The 21405-nt window shown below is 60.9% G+C and carries 19 protein-coding genes; 14 read left to right on the forward strand and 5 right to left on the reverse strand.

What is annotated here, in order from left to right:
* Positions 1–29: 29 nt before the first annotated feature.
* From ACR0K1_RS09630 to ACR0K1_RS09640, 3 genes are all read right to left on the reverse strand, one after another.
* On the reverse strand, positions 30–809 hold the full coding sequence (locus ACR0K1_RS09630) for a gamma-glutamyl-gamma-aminobutyrate hydrolase family protein (RefSeq protein ID WP_480850308.1): 780 nt from the start codon (positions 807–809) through the stop codon (positions 30–32).
* A gap of 220 nt (positions 810–1029) precedes the next feature.
* Positions 1030–1455, reverse strand: coding sequence for a GlcG/HbpS family heme-binding protein (locus tag ACR0K1_RS09635; protein WP_480613071.1), 426 nt, complete (start codon positions 1453–1455; stop codon positions 1030–1032).
* Between the two features lie 45 nt (positions 1456–1500).
* On the reverse strand, positions 1501–3669 hold the full coding sequence (locus ACR0K1_RS09640; protein WP_480850310.1) for a malate synthase G: 2169 nt from the start codon (positions 3667–3669) through the stop codon (positions 1501–1503).
* 188 nt (positions 3670–3857) lie between these two features.
* On the opposite strand from ACR0K1_RS09640, the gene pepN reads away from it, so the two are divergent.
* From pepN to ACR0K1_RS09675, 7 genes are all read left to right on the forward strand, one after another.
* Complete coding sequence (pepN, locus tag ACR0K1_RS09645; RefSeq protein WP_480850312.1) at positions 3858–6410, forward strand: aminopeptidase N; 2553 nt, start codon at positions 3858–3860, stop codon at positions 6408–6410.
* Positions 6407–6835, forward strand: coding sequence for a hypothetical protein (locus ACR0K1_RS09650; protein ID WP_480850314.1), 429 nt, complete (start codon positions 6407–6409; stop codon positions 6833–6835). The genes pepN and ACR0K1_RS09650 overlap by 4 nt, the downstream gene beginning before the upstream one ends.
* Positions 6836–6964: 129 nt before the next feature.
* Positions 6965–8224, forward strand: coding sequence for a hypothetical protein (locus ACR0K1_RS09655; protein WP_480850316.1), 1260 nt, complete (start codon positions 6965–6967; stop codon positions 8222–8224).
* Between the two features lie 70 nt (positions 8225–8294).
* Positions 8295–9806, forward strand: a complete 1512-nt coding sequence (gene gatB, locus ACR0K1_RS09660) for an Asp-tRNA(Asn)/Glu-tRNA(Gln) amidotransferase subunit GatB (RefSeq protein WP_480850318.1) — start codon at positions 8295–8297, stop codon at positions 9804–9806.
* Between the two features lie 93 nt (positions 9807–9899).
* Positions 9900–11141 carry a peptidase T gene (gene pepT, locus ACR0K1_RS09665; protein WP_480850320.1) on the forward strand — a complete coding sequence of 414 codons (1242 nt, stop codon included), beginning with the start codon at positions 9900–9902 and terminating at the stop codon, positions 11139–11141.
* An 83-nt stretch (positions 11142–11224) separates the two neighbouring features.
* Entirely contained in the window at positions 11225–11635 is a 411-nt protein-coding gene (locus ACR0K1_RS09670; protein ID WP_480850322.1) for a DUF4177 domain-containing protein, read from the forward strand.
* 93 nt (positions 11636–11728) lie between these two features.
* Positions 11729–12805: a PLP-dependent cysteine synthase family protein gene (locus ACR0K1_RS09675; protein WP_480850324.1), complete on the forward strand. Its 1077-nt coding sequence runs from the start codon at positions 11729–11731 to the stop codon at positions 12803–12805.
* Between the two features lie 37 nt (positions 12806–12842).
* On the opposite strand, the gene ACR0K1_RS09680 is transcribed toward ACR0K1_RS09675, so the two are convergent.
* Positions 12843–13097 (reverse strand): BolA family protein, encoded by a 255-nt coding sequence (locus tag ACR0K1_RS09680; protein ID WP_480850326.1) that lies wholly within the window; start codon positions 13095–13097, stop codon positions 12843–12845.
* Positions 13098–13204: 107 nt separating this feature from the next.
* On the opposite strand from ACR0K1_RS09680, the gene ACR0K1_RS09685 reads away from it, so the two are divergent.
* The 7 genes from ACR0K1_RS09685 (at position 13205) to ACR0K1_RS09715 (ending at position 20214) form a co-directional block, all read left to right on the forward strand.
* Positions 13205–13831, forward strand: a complete 627-nt coding sequence (locus ACR0K1_RS09685; protein WP_480613052.1) for a J domain-containing protein — start codon at positions 13205–13207, stop codon at positions 13829–13831.
* Between the two features lie 180 nt (positions 13832–14011).
* Positions 14012–14380: a hypothetical protein gene (locus ACR0K1_RS09690; RefSeq protein ID WP_480850328.1), complete on the forward strand. Its 369-nt coding sequence runs from the start codon at positions 14012–14014 to the stop codon at positions 14378–14380.
* 155 nt (positions 14381–14535) lie between these two features.
* Positions 14536–15522, forward strand: coding sequence for a cobaltochelatase subunit CobS (gene cobS / locus ACR0K1_RS09695; RefSeq protein WP_480850330.1), 987 nt, complete (start codon positions 14536–14538; stop codon positions 15520–15522).
* A complete protein-coding gene (locus tag ACR0K1_RS09700; RefSeq protein ID WP_480850332.1) occupies positions 15522–15899 on the forward strand; it encodes a hypothetical protein in 378 nt (125 codons plus the stop codon). The genes cobS and ACR0K1_RS09700 overlap by 1 nt, the downstream gene beginning before the upstream one ends.
* 166 nt (positions 15900–16065) lie before the next feature.
* Entirely contained in the window at positions 16066–17943 is a 1878-nt protein-coding gene (gene cobT, locus ACR0K1_RS09705) for a cobaltochelatase subunit CobT (RefSeq protein ID WP_480850334.1), read from the forward strand.
* 74 nt (positions 17944–18017) lie between these two features.
* Entirely contained in the window at positions 18018–19808 is a 1791-nt protein-coding gene (locus tag ACR0K1_RS09710; protein WP_480850336.1) for an aminopeptidase P family protein, read from the forward strand.
* Positions 19809–19872: 64 nt separating this feature from the next.
* Entirely contained in the window at positions 19873–20214 is a 342-nt protein-coding gene (locus ACR0K1_RS09715; RefSeq protein WP_480613041.1) for a DUF427 domain-containing protein, read from the forward strand.
* Here ACR0K1_RS09715 and ACR0K1_RS09720 read toward each other — a convergent pair.
* A complete protein-coding gene (locus tag ACR0K1_RS09720; protein WP_480850338.1) occupies positions 20211–21383 on the reverse strand; it encodes an MFS transporter in 1173 nt (390 codons plus the stop codon). The genes ACR0K1_RS09715 and ACR0K1_RS09720 overlap by 4 nt on opposite strands.
* Between the last annotated feature and the right edge of the window lie 22 nt (positions 21384–21405).

Below are 21405 nucleotides of genomic sequence, written 5' to 3' on the forward strand. Positions count from 1 at the left end.
CTGGCGTAGCAGCCGGGCCGGTGCCTAACCTATGCGGTTTGCTGCAGAAAACGCGCGCCGGAACCTGCTGACCACGACCGCACAGCCTCGCCAAACGCTTCGAACAGCGGGCGCGAGACCGGATCGTTGATCGCGTCCCATTCGGGGTGCCACTGCACCGACAGGGTAAAGCCGGGCGCACCCTTGATATACATCGCCTCGGGCGTGCCATCGGGCGCGTGGCCGTCAATCACAATGCGCTGGCCGATGGTCTTGATGCCCTGCCCATGCAGGGTGTTGGTCATGACCTCGGATGCGCCGAACAACTGGTGAAACACGCCACCATCGGTCAGCGACACCACGTGGCGCAGGGCAAATTTTTCTTCCAGCGTGCCGTCCGGCGGCATGCGGTGGTTCATCCGGCCCGGAAGATCGCGGATTTCAGGATAGAGCGTTCCGCCCATGGCCACGTTGACCTCCTGAAAGCCACGGCAAATGCCCATGAAGGGCTGCCCTCGATCCACGCAGGCCCGGACCAGAGGCAGCGTGATCGCATCGCGCGCCCGGTCGAAATCGCCATGGGCGTCGGTGGCGGTTTCGCCGTATTCCTCGGGGTGCACGTTGGGCCGCCCGCCGGTCAGCAGGAAACCGTCGCAGACCTGAAGCAACTCATCGACCGAGACGTAACGCGGATCAGCCGGGATCAGCAGCGGCAGGCAACCGGACACATTGGCTACCGCATCCGAATTCATCGTCCCGCCCGCATGCGTCGGATACTGATCGTTCATGAGGTAAGAGTTGCCGATAATTCCGACGACGGGTCGAGCCATTCCGCTTTCCTTGTTATTGCATTGTTTAACAAGGAAGCTATCCGCAGACTTGGAAACGTGCAACAGAACACGCCCTGCGCCATAGCGCAGGAACATGTTCGAATTCGCACGTATTGTTCTTAATTATCGCTGATTTCTGGAAGATTTTCCCAAGAATCAGATGCAATCAGGGAATTGGTCCCTGTTCACACAGAAACCTCAGGCCTTGAACGGGCAGAGATTAAATCTCGCCCGTCAAACCGGCTGCCTCAATTCCGCTCATTGCCGCAGCTGCGTCATTGTCGGATGTATCGCCGGTCACGCCGACTGCGCCGATGATGTCCCCCTTGCGGTTGCGCAGCAAAACGCCCCCCGGAACCGGCACCACCTGACCGCCATAAACGCCGTTCACGCAGGCCATGAAATAGGCCTGCGCCTCGGCCCGCTGCATCTGCGCCGTGCCCGCCATGCCCAGCATGACCGAACCATAGGCTTTACCTTGGGCAATCGCGAACCGACCGGGCGCGGCGCCGTCTTCGCGTTCGAACGCAATCACATGTCCGCCTGCGTCCAGAACGACGACGGACAAGGGTTTCAGATCCATCTCACGCCCTTTTTCAAGGGCCTTTCGGATGATTGTTCGCGCCTTGCGCAATGACACCGTCATAAGAGGTTCCTCTTTCCAGAAGGGTTAATCGAGGCAGGGCCAGCGCTACGCGCTGACCTTGTGTTCCGCCGGTTGATTGCTTGCTTTCAACTCCAGCCGACGCGCGTGCAGCACGGGCTCGGTATAGCCCGAGGGCTGCACCCGCCCCTTGAAGACCAAATCGCAGGCCGCCTGAAAGGCGATGCCGTCAAAGGCAGGGGCCATCGGCATGTAATCCGCATCGCCCTCGTTTTGCTGGTCCACTACGGCGGCCATCTTTTGCATCGCGGCCATGACCTGTGCCTCGTCCACGATGCCGTGATGCAGCCAGTTGGCCACATGCTGCGCCGAGATTCGGCAAGTTGCGCGATCCTCCATCAGGCCTACGTTGTTAATGTCGGGCACTTTTGAACATCCGACCCCGTGATTGATCCAGCGCACGACATAACCCAGAATGCCTTGCGCGTTGTTTTCAACCTCGCGCTGGATTTGTTCCGGGCTCCATTTGCGATAGGCGGCAAGCGGAATATCCAGCAGGCTATCGACATAGGCGCGCCGCCCACCAGCCTTGAGTTTGTTTTGAACCGCAAGCACATCCACCTTGTGATAGTGCATCGCATGCAAGGTCGCCGCTGTCGGGCTGGGCACCCATGCGCAATTGGCACCGGATTTGGGGTGTTCGATCTTCTGCTCCAGCATCGCCGCCATCAGGTCGGGCATGGCCCACATACCCTTGCCGATCTGGGCCCGGCCCTGCAGACCACATTCCAAACCGATATCGACATTCTGGTTTTCATATGCCGTAATCCAGCCCTTGCGCTTGATAAAGTCCTTACGGCTGAATGGCCCCGCCTCCATCGAGGTGTGGATTTCGTCGCCGGTGCGATCCAGAAAGCCGGTATTGATAAAGGCCACCCGGCTTTTGGCGGCACGAATGCACTCCTTCAGGTTTACCGAGGTGCGGCGTTCCTCGTCCATGACGCCCAATTTGACCGTATGGCGCGGCAGACCCAGAATGTCTTCGACCTGATCGAATATCTCATCCGCAAAGGCGACCTCGGCGGGGCCGTGCATCTTGGGTTTGACCACGTAGACCGAACCATGAACCGAGTTGCCGCTGTCGCGTTGCAAGTCATGCATTGCAATCATCGCGGTGATCAGCGCATCCATCAGCCCTTCGGGTATCTCGTTGCCATCGGCATCCAGAATCGCCGGGTTCGTCATCAGATGGCCGACATTGCGCACCCACAGCAGCGCCCGCCCCTTTAATGTCAGCGTGTCGCCGTTCGGCGCGGTATATTCGCGATCCGGGTTCAACGACCGCGTCACGGGTTCGCCGCCCTTGCTGAACGAGGATTCCAGATCGCCTTTCATCAGGCCCAGCCAGTTGGAGTAGGCCAGAACCTTATCCTCGGCATCGACGCAGGCCACCGAATCCTCGCAATCCATGATCGCGGACATCGCGCTTTCGATCACCACATCCGCCAAGCCAGCCTGATCCCGCGCACCGATCGGATGCGCCCGGTCAAAGACAAGTTCGACATGCAGGCCATTATTGCGCAGCAGAACCGCGTCAGGCGCCTTGGGGTTGCCGCGATAGCCCACGAATTTATCGGGTTGCAGCAAGGGCTGGTCATCCACCAGCAACTGACCGTCCTGAACATGGTAGCGGCGCACATCCGCGTGACTGGTCAGATGGATCGGAAACACGTCGTCAAGAAAGACACGTGACCGCGCCACAACGCGCGCGCCGCGGCCCTTTGCGTAGCCGCCTTGCGGCGCAGGCGTTCCCATCGCGTCGGTGCCGTAAAGGCTATCATACAATGACCCCCAACGCGCATTGGCGGCGTTCAGCGCATACCGGGCATTGGTGATCGGCACGACCAGTTGCGGTCCGGGGACCTGCGCGATCTCGGGATCGACATTCGAGGTGTCAATTTGGAAATCCTCGCCTTCTTCCACCAGATATCCGATCTCGCGCAAAAAGGTCTGATAAGCCTCGGCATCATGCGCCTGCCCTTTGCGCGCCTCGTGCCAGGCATCAATTCGGCTTTGGATATCTGCACGTTTTCTCAGAAGTTCGCGGTTTTTCGGTCCCAGTTCTTCCACCATACGGGCCAGTCCCGCCCAGAACACCTCGGGTGAAACACCGGTTTCGGGCAGGGCCCGCGTGTCGATGAAGTCCGCCAGTTCCTCAGCAATCTGCAGCCCGTTCCGGCTTATTCTGCCGCTCATGTTCCGATTCTCCCGCTTTGTGTGCGATTGTATGCGCTCATCAGTTAGGACGAAAGTTTCCGATAGGCAACATTACCGCCGGATATTTGGTCAAAAAATATTACCAAAGTCGCGCACCTTCTGACGCTTGCAGCCCTGCCCCGATCCCCATAACGTCGCGCCAAACTCCAACCGATGCGAGGCCCCCGATGCGCGACGCTGCCCCCACCACGATCTACCTGAAAGACTATTCGCCGTTCGGCTATCTGGTGGATAGCGTGCATCTGACCTTCGATCTGGCAGCCCACGCCACGCGCGTCACCTCGCGTATCGCATTTCGCACGAACCCCGAGGCGACCGACCGCACCTTCTTTCTGCACGGCGAAGACCTGACCCTGATCCGCGCATCAATCGACGGGGCCGCAGTCACGCCCGAGATCACCGAAAAGGGCCTGACCGTTGCAGTCCCGGACGCCCCCTTCGTCTGGGAGGCCGAGGTCGAAATTGACCCCGGCAACAACACGGCGCTCGAAGGTCTTTACATGTCCAACGGCATGTATTGCACCCAGTGCGAGGCCGAAGGGTTCCGCAAGATCACCTATTACCCCGACCGTCCCGATGTGATGTCCACCTTCACCGTGCGCATCAACGGCGATCTGCCGGTGCTGCTGTCGAACGGCAACCCCTCGGGCAAGGGCGATGGCTGGGCCGAATGGACCGACCCATGGCCCAAACCGGCGTACCTGTTCGCGCTGGTTGCGGGCGAGTTGATCGCCCATCCCGGCCAGTTCACCACCAAATCCGGGCGCGATGTCGAACTAAACCTCTGGGTCCGCCCCGGTGACGAAGGCAAATGCGCCTTTGGCATGGAGGCGCTGAAGAAGTCGATGAAATGGGATGAGGACGTCTATGGCCGCGAATACGATCTGGACGTGTTCAACATCGTGGCCGTGGACGATTTCAACATGGGTGCGATGGAGAACAAGGGGCTGAACATCTTCAACTCTTCCGCTGTTCTGGCCAGCCCCGAAACCTCGACCGATGCCAATTTCGAACGGATCGAGGCGATCATCGCGCATGAGTATTTTCACAACTGGACTGGCAACCGCATCACCTGCCGCGACTGGTTCCAGCTTTGCCTGAAAGAAGGGCTGACGGTCTTCCGCGATGCGCAGTTCACATCCGACCTGCGCTCGGCCTCGGTCAAACGTATCCACGACGCCATCGACCTGCGCGCGCGGCAGTTCCCCGAGGATAATGGCCCGCTGTCCCATCCAGTGCGGCCCGAAAGCTTTCAGGAGATCAACAACTTCTACACCGCAACCGTCTACGAGAAAGGCGCCGAGGTGATCGGCATGTTGAAACGGCTGGTCGGGGATCAGGCCTATGCAAAAGCGCTGGACCTCTATTTCGACCGTCATGACGGGCAGGCCTGCACCATCGAGGATTGGATCAAGGTGTTCGAGGACACAACTGGCCGCGATCTGCGCCAGTTCAAGCGCTGGTACAGCCAATCCGGCACGCCGCGTGTGTCGGTGTCCGAGGACTGGGGTGATGGCACCTACACCCTGACCCTTGACCAGCGCACCGAGCCCACGCCCGGTCAGGACAACAAGCAGCCACAGGTGATCCCGGTCGCCGTTGGCCTGCTGGGCCCCAACGGGGATGAAGTGCGCGGGACCGAGGTGCTGGAACTGACCGAGGCGCAGCAAAGCTTTACCTTCAGCGGGTTGGCGGCCAAACCTGTGCCCTCGATTCTGAGGGAATTCTCGGCCCCGGTGATCCTTGAACATAACCCCTCGAATGCCGAGCGCGCGTTCCTGCTGGCCCATGACAGCGATCCGTTCAACCGCTGGCAGGCCGGACGCTCGCTGGCGCAGGACACGCTGCTGCGCATGATCACGGACGAGGCCACCCCTGACGCCGAATATCTGGACGGGTTGCTGGCGGTTCTGCGCGACGCGACTCTGGACCCGGCCTATCGCGCCCTGATGCTGGGCCTTCCAACCCAGTCGGAACTGGCCGCCGCCCTGCATGAAGGCGGCACCACGCCCGACCCGATGGCGATCTGGACCGCCGTTGAGACCTTGCGGCAAGCCACCGCGCAGCACATGCAGGACCTGCTGCCAAGGCTGCATAGCGAGGCGCTGGTCGAAGCCCCCTACGCACCCGACGCCGAACAATCGGGCAAGCGCGCCCTGGGCAGCGCGGCGCTGGCCCTGACCTCGCGCCTGGATGGCGGAGCGATGGCGGCCGAGGCCTATGCCAATGCTGACAACATGACCCTGCAACTGACCGCCCTGTCCTGCCTGCTACGCGCCCGCAAGGGCGAGGCGGAACTGGCCGCGTTCTACGATCAATGGCAGCATGACCGGCTTGTCATGGACAAATGGTTCGGCCTGCAGGTCGGGATGTCCGCGCCCGAGGCGACCCCCGAAACTGCGCGCCGTCTGACCGGGCACGGCGACTTCAACTGGAAAAACCCCAACCGTTTCCGGGCGGTGATGGGCGGGCTGGCGATGAACCATGCCGGGTTCCATCAGGCCGATGGCGCGGGTTATCAGGTGCTGGCAGACTGGCTGATCCGGCTGGACCCGGTGAACCCGCAGACCACGGCGCGGATGTGTTCGGCCTTCCAGACCTGGAAACGCTATGACGCAGATCGGCAAGACCTGATGCGCGCGCAAATGACCCGTATCGCGGAAACACCAAACCTGTCGCGCGACACGACCGAGATGGTGTCCCGTATCCTCGGCGCATGACACCCTACACCTTTACGCGCCACCACAGGAACTCGCGCACGGTATTCATTCTGATCGGGATCTATGCTGCCTTGCTGGCACTGGTGATCGTGTTTGACGCCGCCTGGTGGATCGTCGGGGCGCTGGCCCTGACCACCCTGCCTGCGGTCTGGGACGTCTTTCAGGACAGCAGCGCGGGGCTGCAACTGGATCAGACGCAACTGCGCTGGTTTTCCGGCAAGCGGCAGGGTCAGATCGACCTGAGCGACGTAGATTATTTCCGCTTCGACACGCGCTGGGACTTCTCGGTTCGCGTGTCGATGGTTCTGAACAATGAAAAGCGGATTCGCCTGCCGGACGAGTCGATTCCACCGCACCGCGTATTCGAAGATGTGCTGCAGCAAGCGGGGTTTCGCGTCAAACGGCATCATTTCACTGTTTTCTGAAACGATCCCCTGACTGTGGCCGGATTGACCCGCGTTTTTCTAAAATGTCCCGCAATTAACTTGATTTGGGCGGGGATAGCGGCCAATGTTCATGCCTAAGTTACCAGTTTTTCAGTTTCGAGTTTTGCCATGTTCCGGGTATTCCAGGCGATTTCAGCCAGATTATCAGCATCTTCATCGAAATCCGCGCCCGAAATCTGCGCGACCGAGGCCGCTTTGGCCGCCGCTCTGCCCGATCAGGGACAGATCAATATTCCCGTCGCAAAATCCGAATCCGGTGATCTGCTGAGCCACACCACCATCGAACATGGCCGCTATCTGGCGCGTCAGGACCGCTGGGACGACCTGTCATCGGAAATGCGCGCGGCAGATGAGGCGCGCGAGGCTGCCCCGGATGGCATGCCTATCGCCGATCTGCTGGCCTTTGGTGCACGTTCGGACGTCGTGATGGCCGCCGAGCACGCCCTGTCCGATGGCAAGGCGATTTCCGATTATGATCTGCTGGGCGGTATCTCGGAACTGGAAGGTGAGATGTCGGACCGTCCCGATGACCCGATGTTGGCCGTCGTTGTCGCCCTGTCGCATATCGATCTGGCCTGGGCCTGGCGCGGCAACGCGCTGGACAGCGCCCTGCCGCCGCTTCATCGTTCGCGCTGCGCCGCGCATTTCGACCGCGCGGCGGCGATCCTGCCAAAATGCCGCGAAGCTGCGCCGGACAGCCCGCTGATCGCGGCGGCCGCCTGTTCTCTGCTGGCGGGTCAGCGCAAAACCTCGGCCCGTGTTGGGGATGAATATGAACGTCTGATCGATCTGGACCCGAACAACCAGCGCCATATGCGCGCCATGGGCAGCCATCTGTTGCCGCGCTGGTTCGGCAGCTATGAGGAACTGGAACTCCAGGCCCTGCGCAATGCGGCCCGGACCCAGAACATCTGGGGCGCCGGGGGTTATACCTGGGTCCAATTCGATGCCATCGCGCTGGACGAAGACGCCTGCGCGCGGCTGGATGTCGAATACTTCCTGGAAGGCCTGCACGACATCGTGCGGCTGCGTCCCGATCAGCCGATGATCAACACGCTGTCCGCCTATTGCGCCATCACGATGCAAGGCGGTACCGGCCTGAGCCCGCAAGCCAACGCGGTCCGCGCCCAGATGCGCGAGGCCGCAAACTGGCTGATCCGCGACCACCTGACCGAGCTTTACCCGCTGATCTGGGCCCATGCCGCCAACGGGTTCAACAACAGTCTCCGCATCAACTCGCCCGAGCGCTTTGCCGCCCGTGGTCATCGCTGCGCCCTGCGGGCCATTGGCGATCTGTTCCGCGACGAGCTGCACAGCGGTATGGATGTGACCTTTACCCCTGCGGGCCTGCGCCTGTCGCAGCACTGATTCCCCCTTGCCCCTTTGGCGCGGCGCGCCTAATACGCAGGCTTAGATTTCTGCGGATATGAGGCGCGCCATGCTCGACCTGACCTACGACATGCCCAAAGTCAAAACCATTGCCGGGGCCAAGCACGACTGGGAACTGGTGATCGGGATGGAGGTGCACGCTCAGGTCTCATCCAATGCTAAGCTGTTCTCGGGCGCATCGACCCAATTCGGGGCCGAGCCGAACGCGAACGTGGCCTTTGTGGACGCGGCGATGCCGGGGATGCTGCCGGTGATCAACGAATATTGCGTGGAACAGGCGGTGCGCACCGGGCTTGGCCTGAAGGCGGATATCAACCTGAAATCGGCGTTCGACCGCAAGAACTATTTCTACCCCGACCTGCCGCAGGGCTACCAGATCTCGCAGCTGTATCACCCCATCGTGGGCGAAGGCGAAGTGCTGGTCGAGATGGGCGACGGCATCGCGCGCATGGTGCGAATTGAGCGTATCCACATGGAACAGGACGCGGGCAAATCGATCCACGACATGGACCCGCATATGTCCTTTGTCGACCTGAACCGCACCGGTGTCTGCCTGATGGAAATCGTCAGCCGCCCCGATATTCGCGGGCCGGAAGAGGCCGCCGCCTATATCGCCAAGCTGCGCCAGATCATGCGTTATCTGGGCACCTGCGACGGCAACATGCAGAACGGCAACCTGCGGGCGGACGTGAACGTCTCGATCTGCTTGCCAGGGGCTTATGAGAAATATCAGGAAACACAGGACTTCTCGCATCTGGGCACCCGTTGCGAGATCAAGAACATGAACTCGATGCGCTTTATCCAGCAGGCGATCGAGGTCGAAGCCCGCCGTCAGATCGCCATCGTCGAAGGCGGCGGTACGGTCGATCAGGAAACCCGCCTGTACGATCCGGACAAGGGCGAGACCCGCTCGATGCGGTCGAAGGAAGAGGCGCATGATTACCGGTATTTCCCCGACCCCGACCTGCTGCCTTTGGAGATCGAACAGGCATGGGTTGACGACATCGCGGCCAAGCTGCCAGAACTGCCCGACGACAAAAAGGCACGGTTTATCAGCGAATTCGGCCTGACCGACTATGACGCCTCGGTCCTGACGGCCGAGGTCGAAAGCGCCGCCTATTTCGAAGAGGTCGCCAAGGGCCGCAGTGGCAAACTGGCCGCGAACTGGGTGATCAACGAGCTGTTTGGCCGCCTGAAGAAAGAAGACCACGACATTACCGAGTCTCCGGTCTCGCCCACGCAACTGGGCGGGATCATCGACCTGATCGCTTCGGACGCAATCTCGGGCAAGATCGCCAAGGACCTGTTCGAGATCGTCTATACCGAAGGCGGCGACCCGACGAAAATCGTCGAAGAGCGCGGCATGAAACAGGTGACAGACACCGGCGCCATCGAGGCCGCCTTGGACGAGATCATCGCCGCCAATCCGGCACAGGTCGAAAAGGCCAAGGTGAACCCGAAACTGGCCGGTTGGTTCGTCGGTCAGGTGATGAAGGCCACCGGCGGCAAGGCCAACCCGAAGGCCGTGAACGAATTGGTGAGCAAAAAGCTGGGATCATAAGTCCCCGGCTGCCCAAACGGAACGGAGTCAGGCCATCGGCTTGACTCCGTTTTTGTTTCCGCTCTTTCTTCGGCACCAGAGAGGTAAGGTGCCATGCAGAAAAGATTTGATCAGGAACTCGAAGACCGGCTGATGCGCTACGCGGCCATCGACAGCCAAAGCGACGAAAACTCGGCCTCGACCCCCAGCACCGAAATTCAGTTCGATATGCTGCATCTGCTGCAAAAGGAACTGACCGACATCGGCGCGCAGGATGTTGAACTGACCGCCGACAGCGTGGTCGTGGCGACCATCCCCGGCACGGCTGAGGGTCCGACCGTGGGCTTTCTGGCCCATGTGGACACCGCGCCCCAGTTCAATGCCACAGGCGTCAAACCACGGGTGATCAAAGGATATAACGGCGGCGATATCACCTTCCCCGACGATCCCGATCTGGTTCTGTCGCCCGAGGAACACCCCTATCTGGCCGAGAAGATCGGGCACGACCTGATCACCGCATCCGGCACCACCCTGCTGGGGTCGGACGACAAGGCGGGCGTGTCGATCCTCATGACGATGGCGCGGCATCTGCTTGAAAACAAAGACATCCCCCACGGCCCGATCCGAATCGCCTTCACCCCGGATGAAGAGATCGGGCGCGGCGTGACGGAGCAACTGCCCAAGGATCTTGGCGCGGATTTCGCCTTTACGCTGGACGGTCAGCAGGTGGGCGAGATCGAATATGAAAGCTTCTCGGCCGATCAGGCAGTGATCCGGGTCAAGGGTGTGTCGATCCACCCGGGGCTGGCGAAAGACAAGATGGTGAACGCGGCGCATCTGGCGGCGAAGATCGTGCAGACGCTGCCTCAGGCCACCATGACGCCCGAAACCACAGACGGGCGCGAAGGGTTCATCCACATCACCGACCTGAGCGGCGGTTCCTCGGAGATGGAGATCAAGCTGATCCTGCGCGACTTCGAGATGGACGGGCTGGAGGCACAGCGCAACATCGTGCGTCAGGTCTGCGATGCGGTGCAGGCTACCGAACCGCGCGCGCAGATCACCTGCGACATCAACCACCAGTACCGCAACATGCGCTACTGGCTGGAAAAGGACATGACCCCGGTCGATCTGGCCCGCGACGCCTGCCGCGAGCTGGGGATCGAGCCGCTTTCCGTCCCGATCCGCGGCGGCACCGATGGCTCGCGCCTGACCGAGTTCGGCACGCCCTGCCCCAACCTGTTCACCGGCATGCAGTGCATTCACGGGCCGCTGGAATGGATCTCGGTACAGGACATGGCACAGGCGACCGAGCTGTGCCTGTCGGTTGTGGCCAAAGCGGCGCAGGCCAAGTGATGAAATGTGCCGGTGGGGCAAGGTCTCTTTCCCGCCGGGATCAACCTGATAAGTTGGCGGCAACAGGCACTAAGGATCAGTTGATGCAGCGCTACGAATACAAGGTCGTCCCCGCCCCGCAGAAAGGGGTCAAGGCCAAGGGTGTCAAAACCGCCGAGGGCCGGTTCGCCGCCTCGGTCGAGCAGGTGCTGAACCAGATGGGACAGGACGGCTGGGAATATCAGCGGGCCGAGCTGCTGCCCAGCGAGGAACGCTCGGGCCTGACCGGATCGACCACGAACTGGCGCAATGTGCTGGTGTTCCGGCGTGCGGTTGAACAGGCTGTCATTCCCACGCCATCGCCCACGGAAACGCCCGAGGGCGTGCCGCTGGCTCAGCCGGTGCCGGGGCCCGAAACGGTACAGGCCCCCGAGCCGATTGCGGAAGAGGCGAAGGACCCGCCGCTGACGCTGAAAACACCTGAAGGCAATCCGGAAGAGCCCGAAAAGCCTTAAGCGGCACTGCCCCGCGCGCGACCGCGCCAAAGAGTCTTATCAATTTCACCCCCGCTGTGGCATGTTAACGATGCAACAAAAGGGGGCTTTGAGATGGCAATACGGCAGACCCACGGGCGCAAGCGCCTGTATGACAGCATTCTGGACACCGTCGGCGATACGCCCTGTATCCGCGTTGGCCGGATCGCTCCGGATCACGTGACGGTCTATGTGAAGTTCGAGGCGTTTAACCCCGCAGGGTCGGTCAAGGACCGGCTGGCGCTGAATATCATCGAAGCGGCGGAACGGGACGGGTCACTGAAACCCGGACAAACCGTGGTCGAGGCGACCTCGGGCAACACCGGGATCGGCCTTGCGATGGTTTGCGCCGCCAAGGGCTATCCGCTGGTCGTGACCATGGCCGACAGTTTTTCCGTCGAACGCCGCAAACTGATGCGTTTTCTGGGCGCGAAGGTTGTGCTGACCCCACGGGCGCAAAAGGGTTTTGGCATGTACACCAAGGCCAAGGAACTGGCCGAACAGAATGGCTGGTTCCTTGCCAGCCAGTTCGAAACAGCCGCCAATGCGGATATTCACGAAACCACCACCGCGCGGGAAATTCTTGCCGATTTCGACGGCGGTAAGCTCGACTATTGGGTCACCGGCTATGGCACCGGCGGAACGATTTCCGGCGTGTCTCGGGCGCTTCGAAAAGAACGTCCCGAGACCAAGATCATTCTGACCGAACCCTCCAATGCCGCCATCGTGTCGTCGGGTTACACCAACACCCGCAACGGCGCGCATCAACCGACCGAGAGTCACCCCAATTTCGAGCCGCACCCGATTCAGGGCTGGACACCGGACTTTATTCCATGGGTGCTGCAAGAGGCGATCGATAATTCTTACTATGACGAGATGATCCCCGTTCCCGGCCCCGAAGGCATCGAATGGTCCCGCCGTCTGGCCGCGGAAGAAGGCATCTTCACCGGAATTTCAGGCGGATCGACCTTTGCTGTGGCGATGAAAGTGGCCGAAGACGCGCCGCAAGGCTCGGTCATGCTGGTCATGCTGCCTGACACCGGCGAGCGGTACCTGTCGACCCCGCTGTTCGAAGGGATCGAGGAAGACATGACGGAAGAAGAACGCGAGATTTCTAATTCTACCCCGTCGGCGCAGATGGATGCAGGTTAACCGGATCGGATTCTGACAGGGGCTGTTCCGTCCCCTGTCAGGTTCCGATATCCAGTGCCAAGGCGTGAATGCGCGGCACGATATCGCCCAGTGCCTTGTGAACGGCCCTGTGGCGGGCGACGCGGGACTGGCCCTCGAACGCGGCGGCGCGGATGCGCACGTTGAAATGGCTCTGGCCGCCGTCCTGATACCCCGCATGACCGCGATGGCTTTCGCTGTCATCGATCACCTCCAGCTCGCGCGGATCAAAGGCGGCCTGCAGGCGTTCGCGGATTTCGTCGGTCACGGTCATTTTTCTGCTCAGCGGCAAAATTTTTGCCGCCCCCCTCTTCTACTTTCGGCTGCTTAGATTAAACTGCTGCCTCCGAGTCGAAAAGACACGTTCGTGAGGATCAGTATATGGCCAAGTCAGACCCCTTTGGATTCGATATGTCCGTTTCCAGCGCCAAAAAGAAAAACCCGCGTGGGCGCAGGGGCATGTCGGGTGCGTCTGAAACCTCGGTCCGGATCTGTGACCACGAAGGCTGCGAAGAACCGGGCAAGTTCCGCGCGCCCAAGGCACCGGACGTGCTGGATGATTTCTTCTGGTTCTGCCAGCAACACGTGCGCGAATATAACCAGAAATGGAACTTTTTCGACGGCACGACCGAGGCTGAACTGAACGCGCAACGGTCCAAGGACAAGGTGTGGGAACGCGAAACCAAGCCGATGGGCGACCCCGAAGCCCGCGCCTGGGCTCGTCTGGGCATCGAAGACCCGCATCAGGTGCTGGGCGCAAACAGTACGCAGAACAAGGGCCGGACCTCGGGCGGTGGCGGCCGCCGCCTGCCCCCCACCGAACGCCGCGCGATTGAGATTCTGGAAGCCAATGACAGCTGGACCAAGGCCGAGGTGCGCAAGGCCTACAAAAAGCTGATCAAGGTCCTGCACCCGGACATGAACGGCGGCGACCGGTCTCAGGAAGAGCAGTTGCAAGAGGTTGTCTGGGCCTGGGATCAGATCAAGGACAGCCGGAACTTCAAATAACTTTGGCCGGGCGCTCTGACCGACACGGGCGTCCGATCTGAAACAGGCGCACCCCCGCAGTTTCACTGCAAGGGGGCTTTTGGGTGATTTTTTCCACCCAATCCGCTATTCTAGGCATGTCATTTGATCGACCTTTGCGGTCTTGTTCTTGCGTTGCTGCATTTAAGAAAGGCGAGGGATATGCGTCTCATTCCATTGATCCTGTTGGGGCTACTCTGCATTGCGCCCCACCAAAGCCAGGCCCAGGGATGTCTGCGTCTGGATCTGGACAGCACATTCACCATCGGCGACATCCCCGGAGATGCCCCGCCCGAGGGGTTCATCTGCTACAACCTGTCGTTCCCGCGCGGCCAGAACATGAGCATCGAGCTTGCCAGCGGCCGGAATGTCTCGATTACGGTTCCCGGCTACTATGACGCGCGCAACGACCGGCAGTTCCTCGGCGATTTGCCTGGGCATCTTGAAATTCGGGTCTTTCAGATGCTCCGTTCGGCCCGGCCGGAACCTTTCCTGGTCAGGCTGCGGTTCGAGCCGCCCGGAAACGGCTAAGACAGCAAGAGCTAAGGTACCGATAAGGCCAGTTTCAAAGAAACATCCGCCGACGTCTCGACACGGGCGGCTTTCCCTTGCCCTTGCCTGCAATATGTTGCACCACACACAGGTTCAAACCCGGCAATTCGGGCCAAAGGATAAGGACAAGGCGCATGGCTGACGGATCGATCGATATCAACGCGAAACCCACCGAAGATATCTCGGTCCGTGAGGTGTTCGGCATTGACAGCGACATGGCGGTCAAGGGCTTCGCCGACCGCAGCGACCGCGTGCCCGTCGTCGATCCGACCTACAAATTCGACCCGGAAACCACGCTGGCGATTCTGGCAGGCTTTGCCCATAACCGCCGGGTGATGATCCAGGGCTATCACGGCACCGGCAAGTCGACCCATATCGAACAGGTCGCCGCGCGTCTGAACTGGCCCGCCGTGCGTGTTAACCTGGACAGCCATATCAGCCGGATCGACCTGATCGGCAAGGATGCGATCAAGCTGCGCGATGGCAAGCAGGTGACCGAGTTCCACGAAGGCATCCTGCCCTGGGCGCTGCGCAACCCCGTCGCCATCGTGTTCGACGAATACGACGCGGGCCGCGCAGATGTGATGTTCGTGATCCAGCGGGTGCTGGAGCATGACGGCAAGCTGACCCTGCTGGACCAGAATGAGATCATCACGCCCAACCCCAACTTCCGCCTGTTCGCCACCGCGAATACTGTGGGTCTTGGCGATACCACGGGCCTCTATCACGGCACCCAACAGATCAACCAGGCACAGATGGACCGCTGGTCGCTGGTCTCGACCCTGAACTACCTCAGCCACGATGCCGAGACCATGATCGTTCTTTCGAAAGCGCCCCATTACAACACCGAGAAGGGCCGCAAGACAGTCAGCCAGATGGTGACCGTGGCCGACCTGACCCGAACCGCCTTCATGAACGGCGATCTGAGTACGGTGATGAGCCCGCGGACCGTGATCAACTGGGCGCAAAATGCCGAGATTTTCCGCAATGTAGGCTATGCGTTCCGCCTGTCCTTCCTGAACAAATGCGATGAGTTGGAGCGCCAGACGGTGGCCGAGTTCTATCAGCGTTGCTTTGATGAGGAATTGCCGGAAAGCGCGGCGTCTGCGAGTTTGGGGTGATGCGCAGTGCCGGCAAAATCCCAATTTTGCTGACGCTTTATGCACTCACAACCGAGGCTGCTATCTCTGAAGTGCGTTTTCCGTGTATTGAAAGGTATGTGTATTCTCACAATAAGCTAATAGAGCTTGGCTACGACATATTTGCTATTTGCGAGAAAGTTGCGACCGGCCCGCTCGAGATCAGAGAACCTGAAAGCGGCCGGATATCGAGCGCAATTACCGAATTCGGGCAAGTATTCTACATAGAGAGACTCGAGATGATTGACGATGAGCCTTGGCTGCAAGTCGTCAAACCACCGAGCAAAAACTGCGATGATCAAACTGAGAAATACGCTATCAGATTGGAGGGTCTCAGATGTACCTTTCCCAACAAATAGCATGGGTGTGCCTTTGAGAGGGCAGACAAACTGAGGATTTTACCCATGCAGACAGGCCTTAGAGATAAAGTAGACTTCGCAACCTTGGTCAAGCGCGGTAATCTTGTAACGCGATCTGCAAATCGCAATCTCCGTGCAAATTTCTTGCAAGGGCAGGTGTACATCAATGAGTAAACCCAACGACAACCCCGCCGATCCGTTCAAGAAGGCGCTGGCCGAGGCCACCAAGGTCATGGCCGACGATCCCGAACTGAACGTCACCTACACGGTCGATCCGTCGGGCATGACGGGCGAGTCGATGCGCTTGCCGCAGGTCAGCCGCCGGATGACGCGGGAAGAGGTTTTGCTGGCCCGCGGCACGGCGGACGCTCTGGCCTTGCAGCGCAAGTATCATGATGACGCGACCCATGCGCGTTATGCGCCGCCGGGCGATATAGCGCGCGACCTGTATGAGGCCATGGAAGTGGCCCGGTGCGAAGCGATGGGCGCGCGGGATATGCCGGGAACGGCGTCGAACATCGACGTCAAGATCGGGCATGAGGCGATCCGGCGCGGCTATGATCAGTGCAAACAGCCTGCCGAGGCCCCGCTGTCGGTGGCGGCGGGCTATCTGATCCGCCATCTGGCCACCGGGCGCGATCTGCCACCGGCGGCGGCGAATGTCATGAACCTGTGGCGCGGGTTCATCGAGGAACAGGCCGGGGGCACGCTGGAAAACCTGCAGGACATCCTGTCGGATCAGGCGGAGTTCGCCAAATTCACCCGTCAGGTGATCAAGGATCTGGGATACGGCGACCAGTTGGGCGACGACCCGGATGAACTGGACGAGGACCAGGAAGATCAGACCGAAGACGATGCCGAGGAACAGCCCGATCCCGACAGCACCGGACAGGATGAACAGGACGAGCAGGATCCGGACGCAACGCCCGAGCAGACGCAGGAAGAACAGCAGGACCAGTCCCAGGCCCAGGTCTCGATGGATGAGATGGCCGAGGATGAACTGGGCGATGAGGCTGAGATGCCTGAAGGTGAGGCTCCGCTGGAGCCGCCCGCCCCGCCGCCCGCGTCCGAGGCCGACCCGGATTATAAGGTCTATCTGAACAGCTATGACGAAGAGATTGCCGCTGAGGATCTGGCAGAACCGGCGGAGCTGGAACGGTTGCGGGCCTATCTGGATCAGCAGCTGGAGCCCCTGAAGGGGGCCGTCAGCCGTCTGGCCAACAAGCTGCAGCGCCGGTTGCAGGCGCAGCAGAACCGATCCTGGGAGTTCGACCGTGAGGAAGGGATACTGGACGCAGGCCGTCTGGCGCGGGTGGTGGCGAACCCCACGACGCCGCTGAGCTTCAAGGTCGAGAAGGATACCGAATTCCGGGATACGGTCGTCACGCTGCTGTTGGACAACTCGGGGTCCATGCGCGGCCGCCCGATTTCCATTGCGGCCATCTGTGCCGACGTTCTGGCCCGCACGCTGGAACGCTGCAACGTGAAGGTCGAGATTCTGGGCTTCACCACCCGCGCCTGGAAAGGCGGTCAGGCGCGTGAGGCGTGGCTGAACGATGGCCGCCCGCAGCAACCCGGGCGACTGAACGATCTGCGGCACATCATCTATAAGGGCGCGGATGCGCCCTGGAGGCGAGCGCGGCCCAATCTGGGCCTGATGATGAAGGAAGGTCTGCTGAAGGAAAACATTGATGGTGAGGCGCTGGAATGGGCGCATCGCCGGATGCTGGCCCGGCGCGAGCAGCGCAAGATTCTGATGGTGATTTCGGATGGCGCTCCGGTCGATGATTCAACACTCAGCGTCAACCCGGCGAACTATCTGGAAAAACACCTGCGCGACGTGATCGCGATGGTGGAAAAGCGCAAGATAGTCGAGTTGCTGGCGATCGGGATCGGCCATGATGTGACCCGGTATTACGATCGGGCGGTGACGATTACGGATGTCGAGCAACTGGCGGGCGCGATGACGGAGCAGTTGGCCGCCCTGTTCGACAGCGATCCGCGCGCGCGGGCGCGGGTTATGGGAATGAAAAAGGCCAGCTAAGGCTGGCCTTGCCTCCGACGGGAGTATTTTCCAAAAAGATGAAGGGGTCAGCCCCCGTTTGCATGAGGTGTGAGATGTTCCAGTCTTTCAAAGTGACCGCGCGCCCGGAACAGGGGCCGCCCCGGCTGGCGGCCTTGCGGGCGGAACTGGCGGGCGACCGGTTGGACGGATTTCTGATCCCGCGTGCAGATGCGCATCAGGGCGAGTATGTGGCACCCCGGGACGAGCGGTTGGCGTGGCTGACCGGCTTCACCGGATCAGCCGGGTTCTGCGCCGCGCTAAAGGATGTGGCCGGTGTGTTCATCGACGGGCGGTATCGCACGCAGGTCAAGGCGCAGGTGGCCGAGGACTACACGCCGGTGCCGTGGCCGGATGTCAGCCTGAGTGTCTGGCTGAAAGAGCAACTGCCAAATGGCGGCAAGGTTGGTTTTGATCCATGGCTGCATGCCGCAGGTCAGATCTCCGGCACCCGCAAGGAGTTGGATGGCAGCGGCATCGAGCTTGTGCCCTGCGACAACCTGGTGGATCGCGTGTGGGCGGATCAGCCCGACCCTCCGATGAACCCGGTCAAGGCGCATCCGATTGAATTTGCCGGTGAGACGGCAGAAAGCAAGACCGCGCGTCTGGCGCAGACGCTGCGCGAGGCAGGGAAATCCTCGGCGGTGATTACCCTGCCGGATTCGATCATGTGGCTGCTGAACATTCGCGGCTCGGACATTGCCTATAACCCTGTCGCGCACGGGTTTGCCATTCTGCATGCCGATGGCCGGGTTGATCTGTTCATGGCCGCCGCCAAGCTGACCGAAGTGCGCGATCATCTGGGCGATCACGTCTCGGTCTTTGAGCCCGAGGGCTTTCTGAGCGCGGTTGCAGCGCTGGAGGGTAAGGTGCAGGTCGATCCCAACACCCTGCCCCAGATCGTGGCTGACGCGCTGGGGGATCGGATGGAGGATGGCGGCGACCCTTGCGCGCTGCCTAAGGCCTGCAAGAACCCGGCCGAAATCGCCGGCAGTGCCGAGGCGCATATGCGCGACGCGGTGGCGGTTGTCGAGACCCTGTGCTGGCTGGATGCGCAGGAACCCGGCAGCCTGACCGAAACGCAGGTCGTGACCCGGCTGGAAGACAACCGCCGCAAGGACAATGTGCTGCAGGATATCTCGTTCGATACCATCGCGGGCACCGGACCCAACGGCGCGATCATGCATTATCGCGTGACCGAGGAAACCGACAGCCTGCTGCAGAACGGTCATCTGCTGGTGCTGGACAGTGGCGGGCAGTATCTGGACGGGACCACGGACATCACCCGCACCATTGCCATTGGCGAGGTTGGCGACGAGGAAAAAGCCTGTTTCACCCGCGTTCTGAAAGGCATGATCGCGCTGTCGATGCAGCGCTGGCCGGTGGGTCTGGCCGGTCGCGATATCGAATGCATCGCCCGCGCGCCCTTGTGGCTGGCCGGGCAGGATTTCAACCACGGCGTCGGGCACGGGGTCGGCGCGTATCTGAGCGTACATGAAGGCCCGCAGCGCCTGTCCAAGGTCAGCCATGTGCCGCTGGAGCCGGGCATGATCCTGTCGAACGAACCGGGCTATTACCGCGAAGGCGCATTTGGCATCCGCATCGAAAACTTGGTGGTCGTGCAAGAGGCCCCCGCCCTGCCCGGCGGCGATGCCGAGCGCGCCATGCTGAACTGGCGCACGCTGACCTATGTGCCAATCGACCGCCGACTGATCGTGCCCGAAATGCTGACCGCCGAAGAACGCATCTGGCTGAACGCCTATCACAGCGACGTGGCGGCAAAAGTCAGGCCAAGGCTGGGACTTGACGCACAACTGTGGTTGGATGCCGCAACCGCGCCGATCTGACACCAAACTGTTACATAGAATGGGCAGAGGAGAGGCCCCGACATCCGCGAGGGAAGGAGAATGCATGACCGAGATTACAATTCAAAAGGCCGCAGGCAAATGGAGCGTCCGTTCCGGCGGCGCGATTCTGGGCGAAACGAGCAACGCGCTGGCGCTGGAAGAAGGCGATTTGGCGCCTGTTATCTACTTTCCCCGCTCGGACATCGCGATGGCCTTTCTGGACCGGACAGACAAGGTCACGCATTGCCCTCATAAAGGGGATGCGGTGCATTTTTCCATCGTGAACAAATCCTCGGTCACGGAAAACGCCGCGTGGAGCTATGAAGACCCGGCCCCGGCGGTCGGTGAGCTGAAAGAGTATCTGGCGTTTTATCCGGCGGACTCGGTGAAGGTCGAGCAGATCTAAACCGCAACCTTTTCCTTTGGGCGGCTCGCGATCAGCGTGATCGCGGCCACCAGGGCAACACCGGACGCAACCCGCACCACCATCTGGAAATCATAAGCTTGCGCGATCAGGCCCACCACAGGGCCCGCAAGCAGGCCGGTAACCATCAGCGTATTCCAGTAAACCGCCGTCGCATGCGCGGGACGGTCCTTGGCGAAGGACTGAACATAGCTGATCCCGAGGCTGGCGTAGAAGCCATAATACAGCCCCTCGAGCGCGGCCCCGGCGAGCATCTGCGGGAAGGTCTGAACTGCGGCCAGCAACTGGATTGTCACCACCGCCAGCAAGGTCGTTGCGATCAGCGCCGGGCGCATACCGAACCGCGCGATGATCATCGGCGTGCTGAAGATGGCCAGAACCTCGACAAAGGTTTTGATGCTGAAGGCCAGACCGGGGGCGTAGCCGGGCAACCCAACCTCTTGCACGTAGAAGATCGGCAGGGATGTAAACGTCAGGGAATGCGCCAGCGACAGGCAGAACACGAAACCCGCCGCCAGCCAGAGGCCCCGCGCTGGTGTCGCGCCCTCGGGCGTGGCTGAGGCTGGTTTGGCTTTCGCCGCGATGTCGCGCGGCAGCGTTGTCCACCACAAGGCCAGCCAGATCAGGGCGACGCCAAGCGCGACCACAAACACGATGTTGGCCCCAAACCGGTCGGCGACCAGAAACGTCACCGCAGGTCCGATCATCCAGGCGGTGGATGTGGTGGCGCGCATATAGGCGTTGAAGCGGCTGCGCTCGATACTGTCGCGCTCGGCGATGCTGCCGCCCAGGCTGAACATGGTCGAAACGGCGCTGGAACTGATGCCGAAGCCGAGAACGCCCACGGTCATCACGGTCCACAGCGCTGGCGACAGGGACAGGGCAAAGCAGGCCGTCAGGAAGCCCAGCGCCGCGACCCCGATCAGGGGGAAGACGCGGGCCCCGTCATCGATCCGCCGGGCGAATTGCCTGTTGGCTACCAGCGTCAGGCTGACGGCCAGAACGGAATACACACTGATGATCCAGGGCTGGTATCCCAATCCGTCAACCAGAAAGAAGCCCATGAAGGGGATGATCATCGAACTGCAAATGGTCCCGCAGAACAACAGGAGCAAAAACAGAAGCCGTGTGGCGATCTGGCTGTCGGGCATGTTTTACAATCCTGTTAAAGAC

It is taken from the genome of Ruegeria sp. F5 (genome assembly GCF_056533845.1).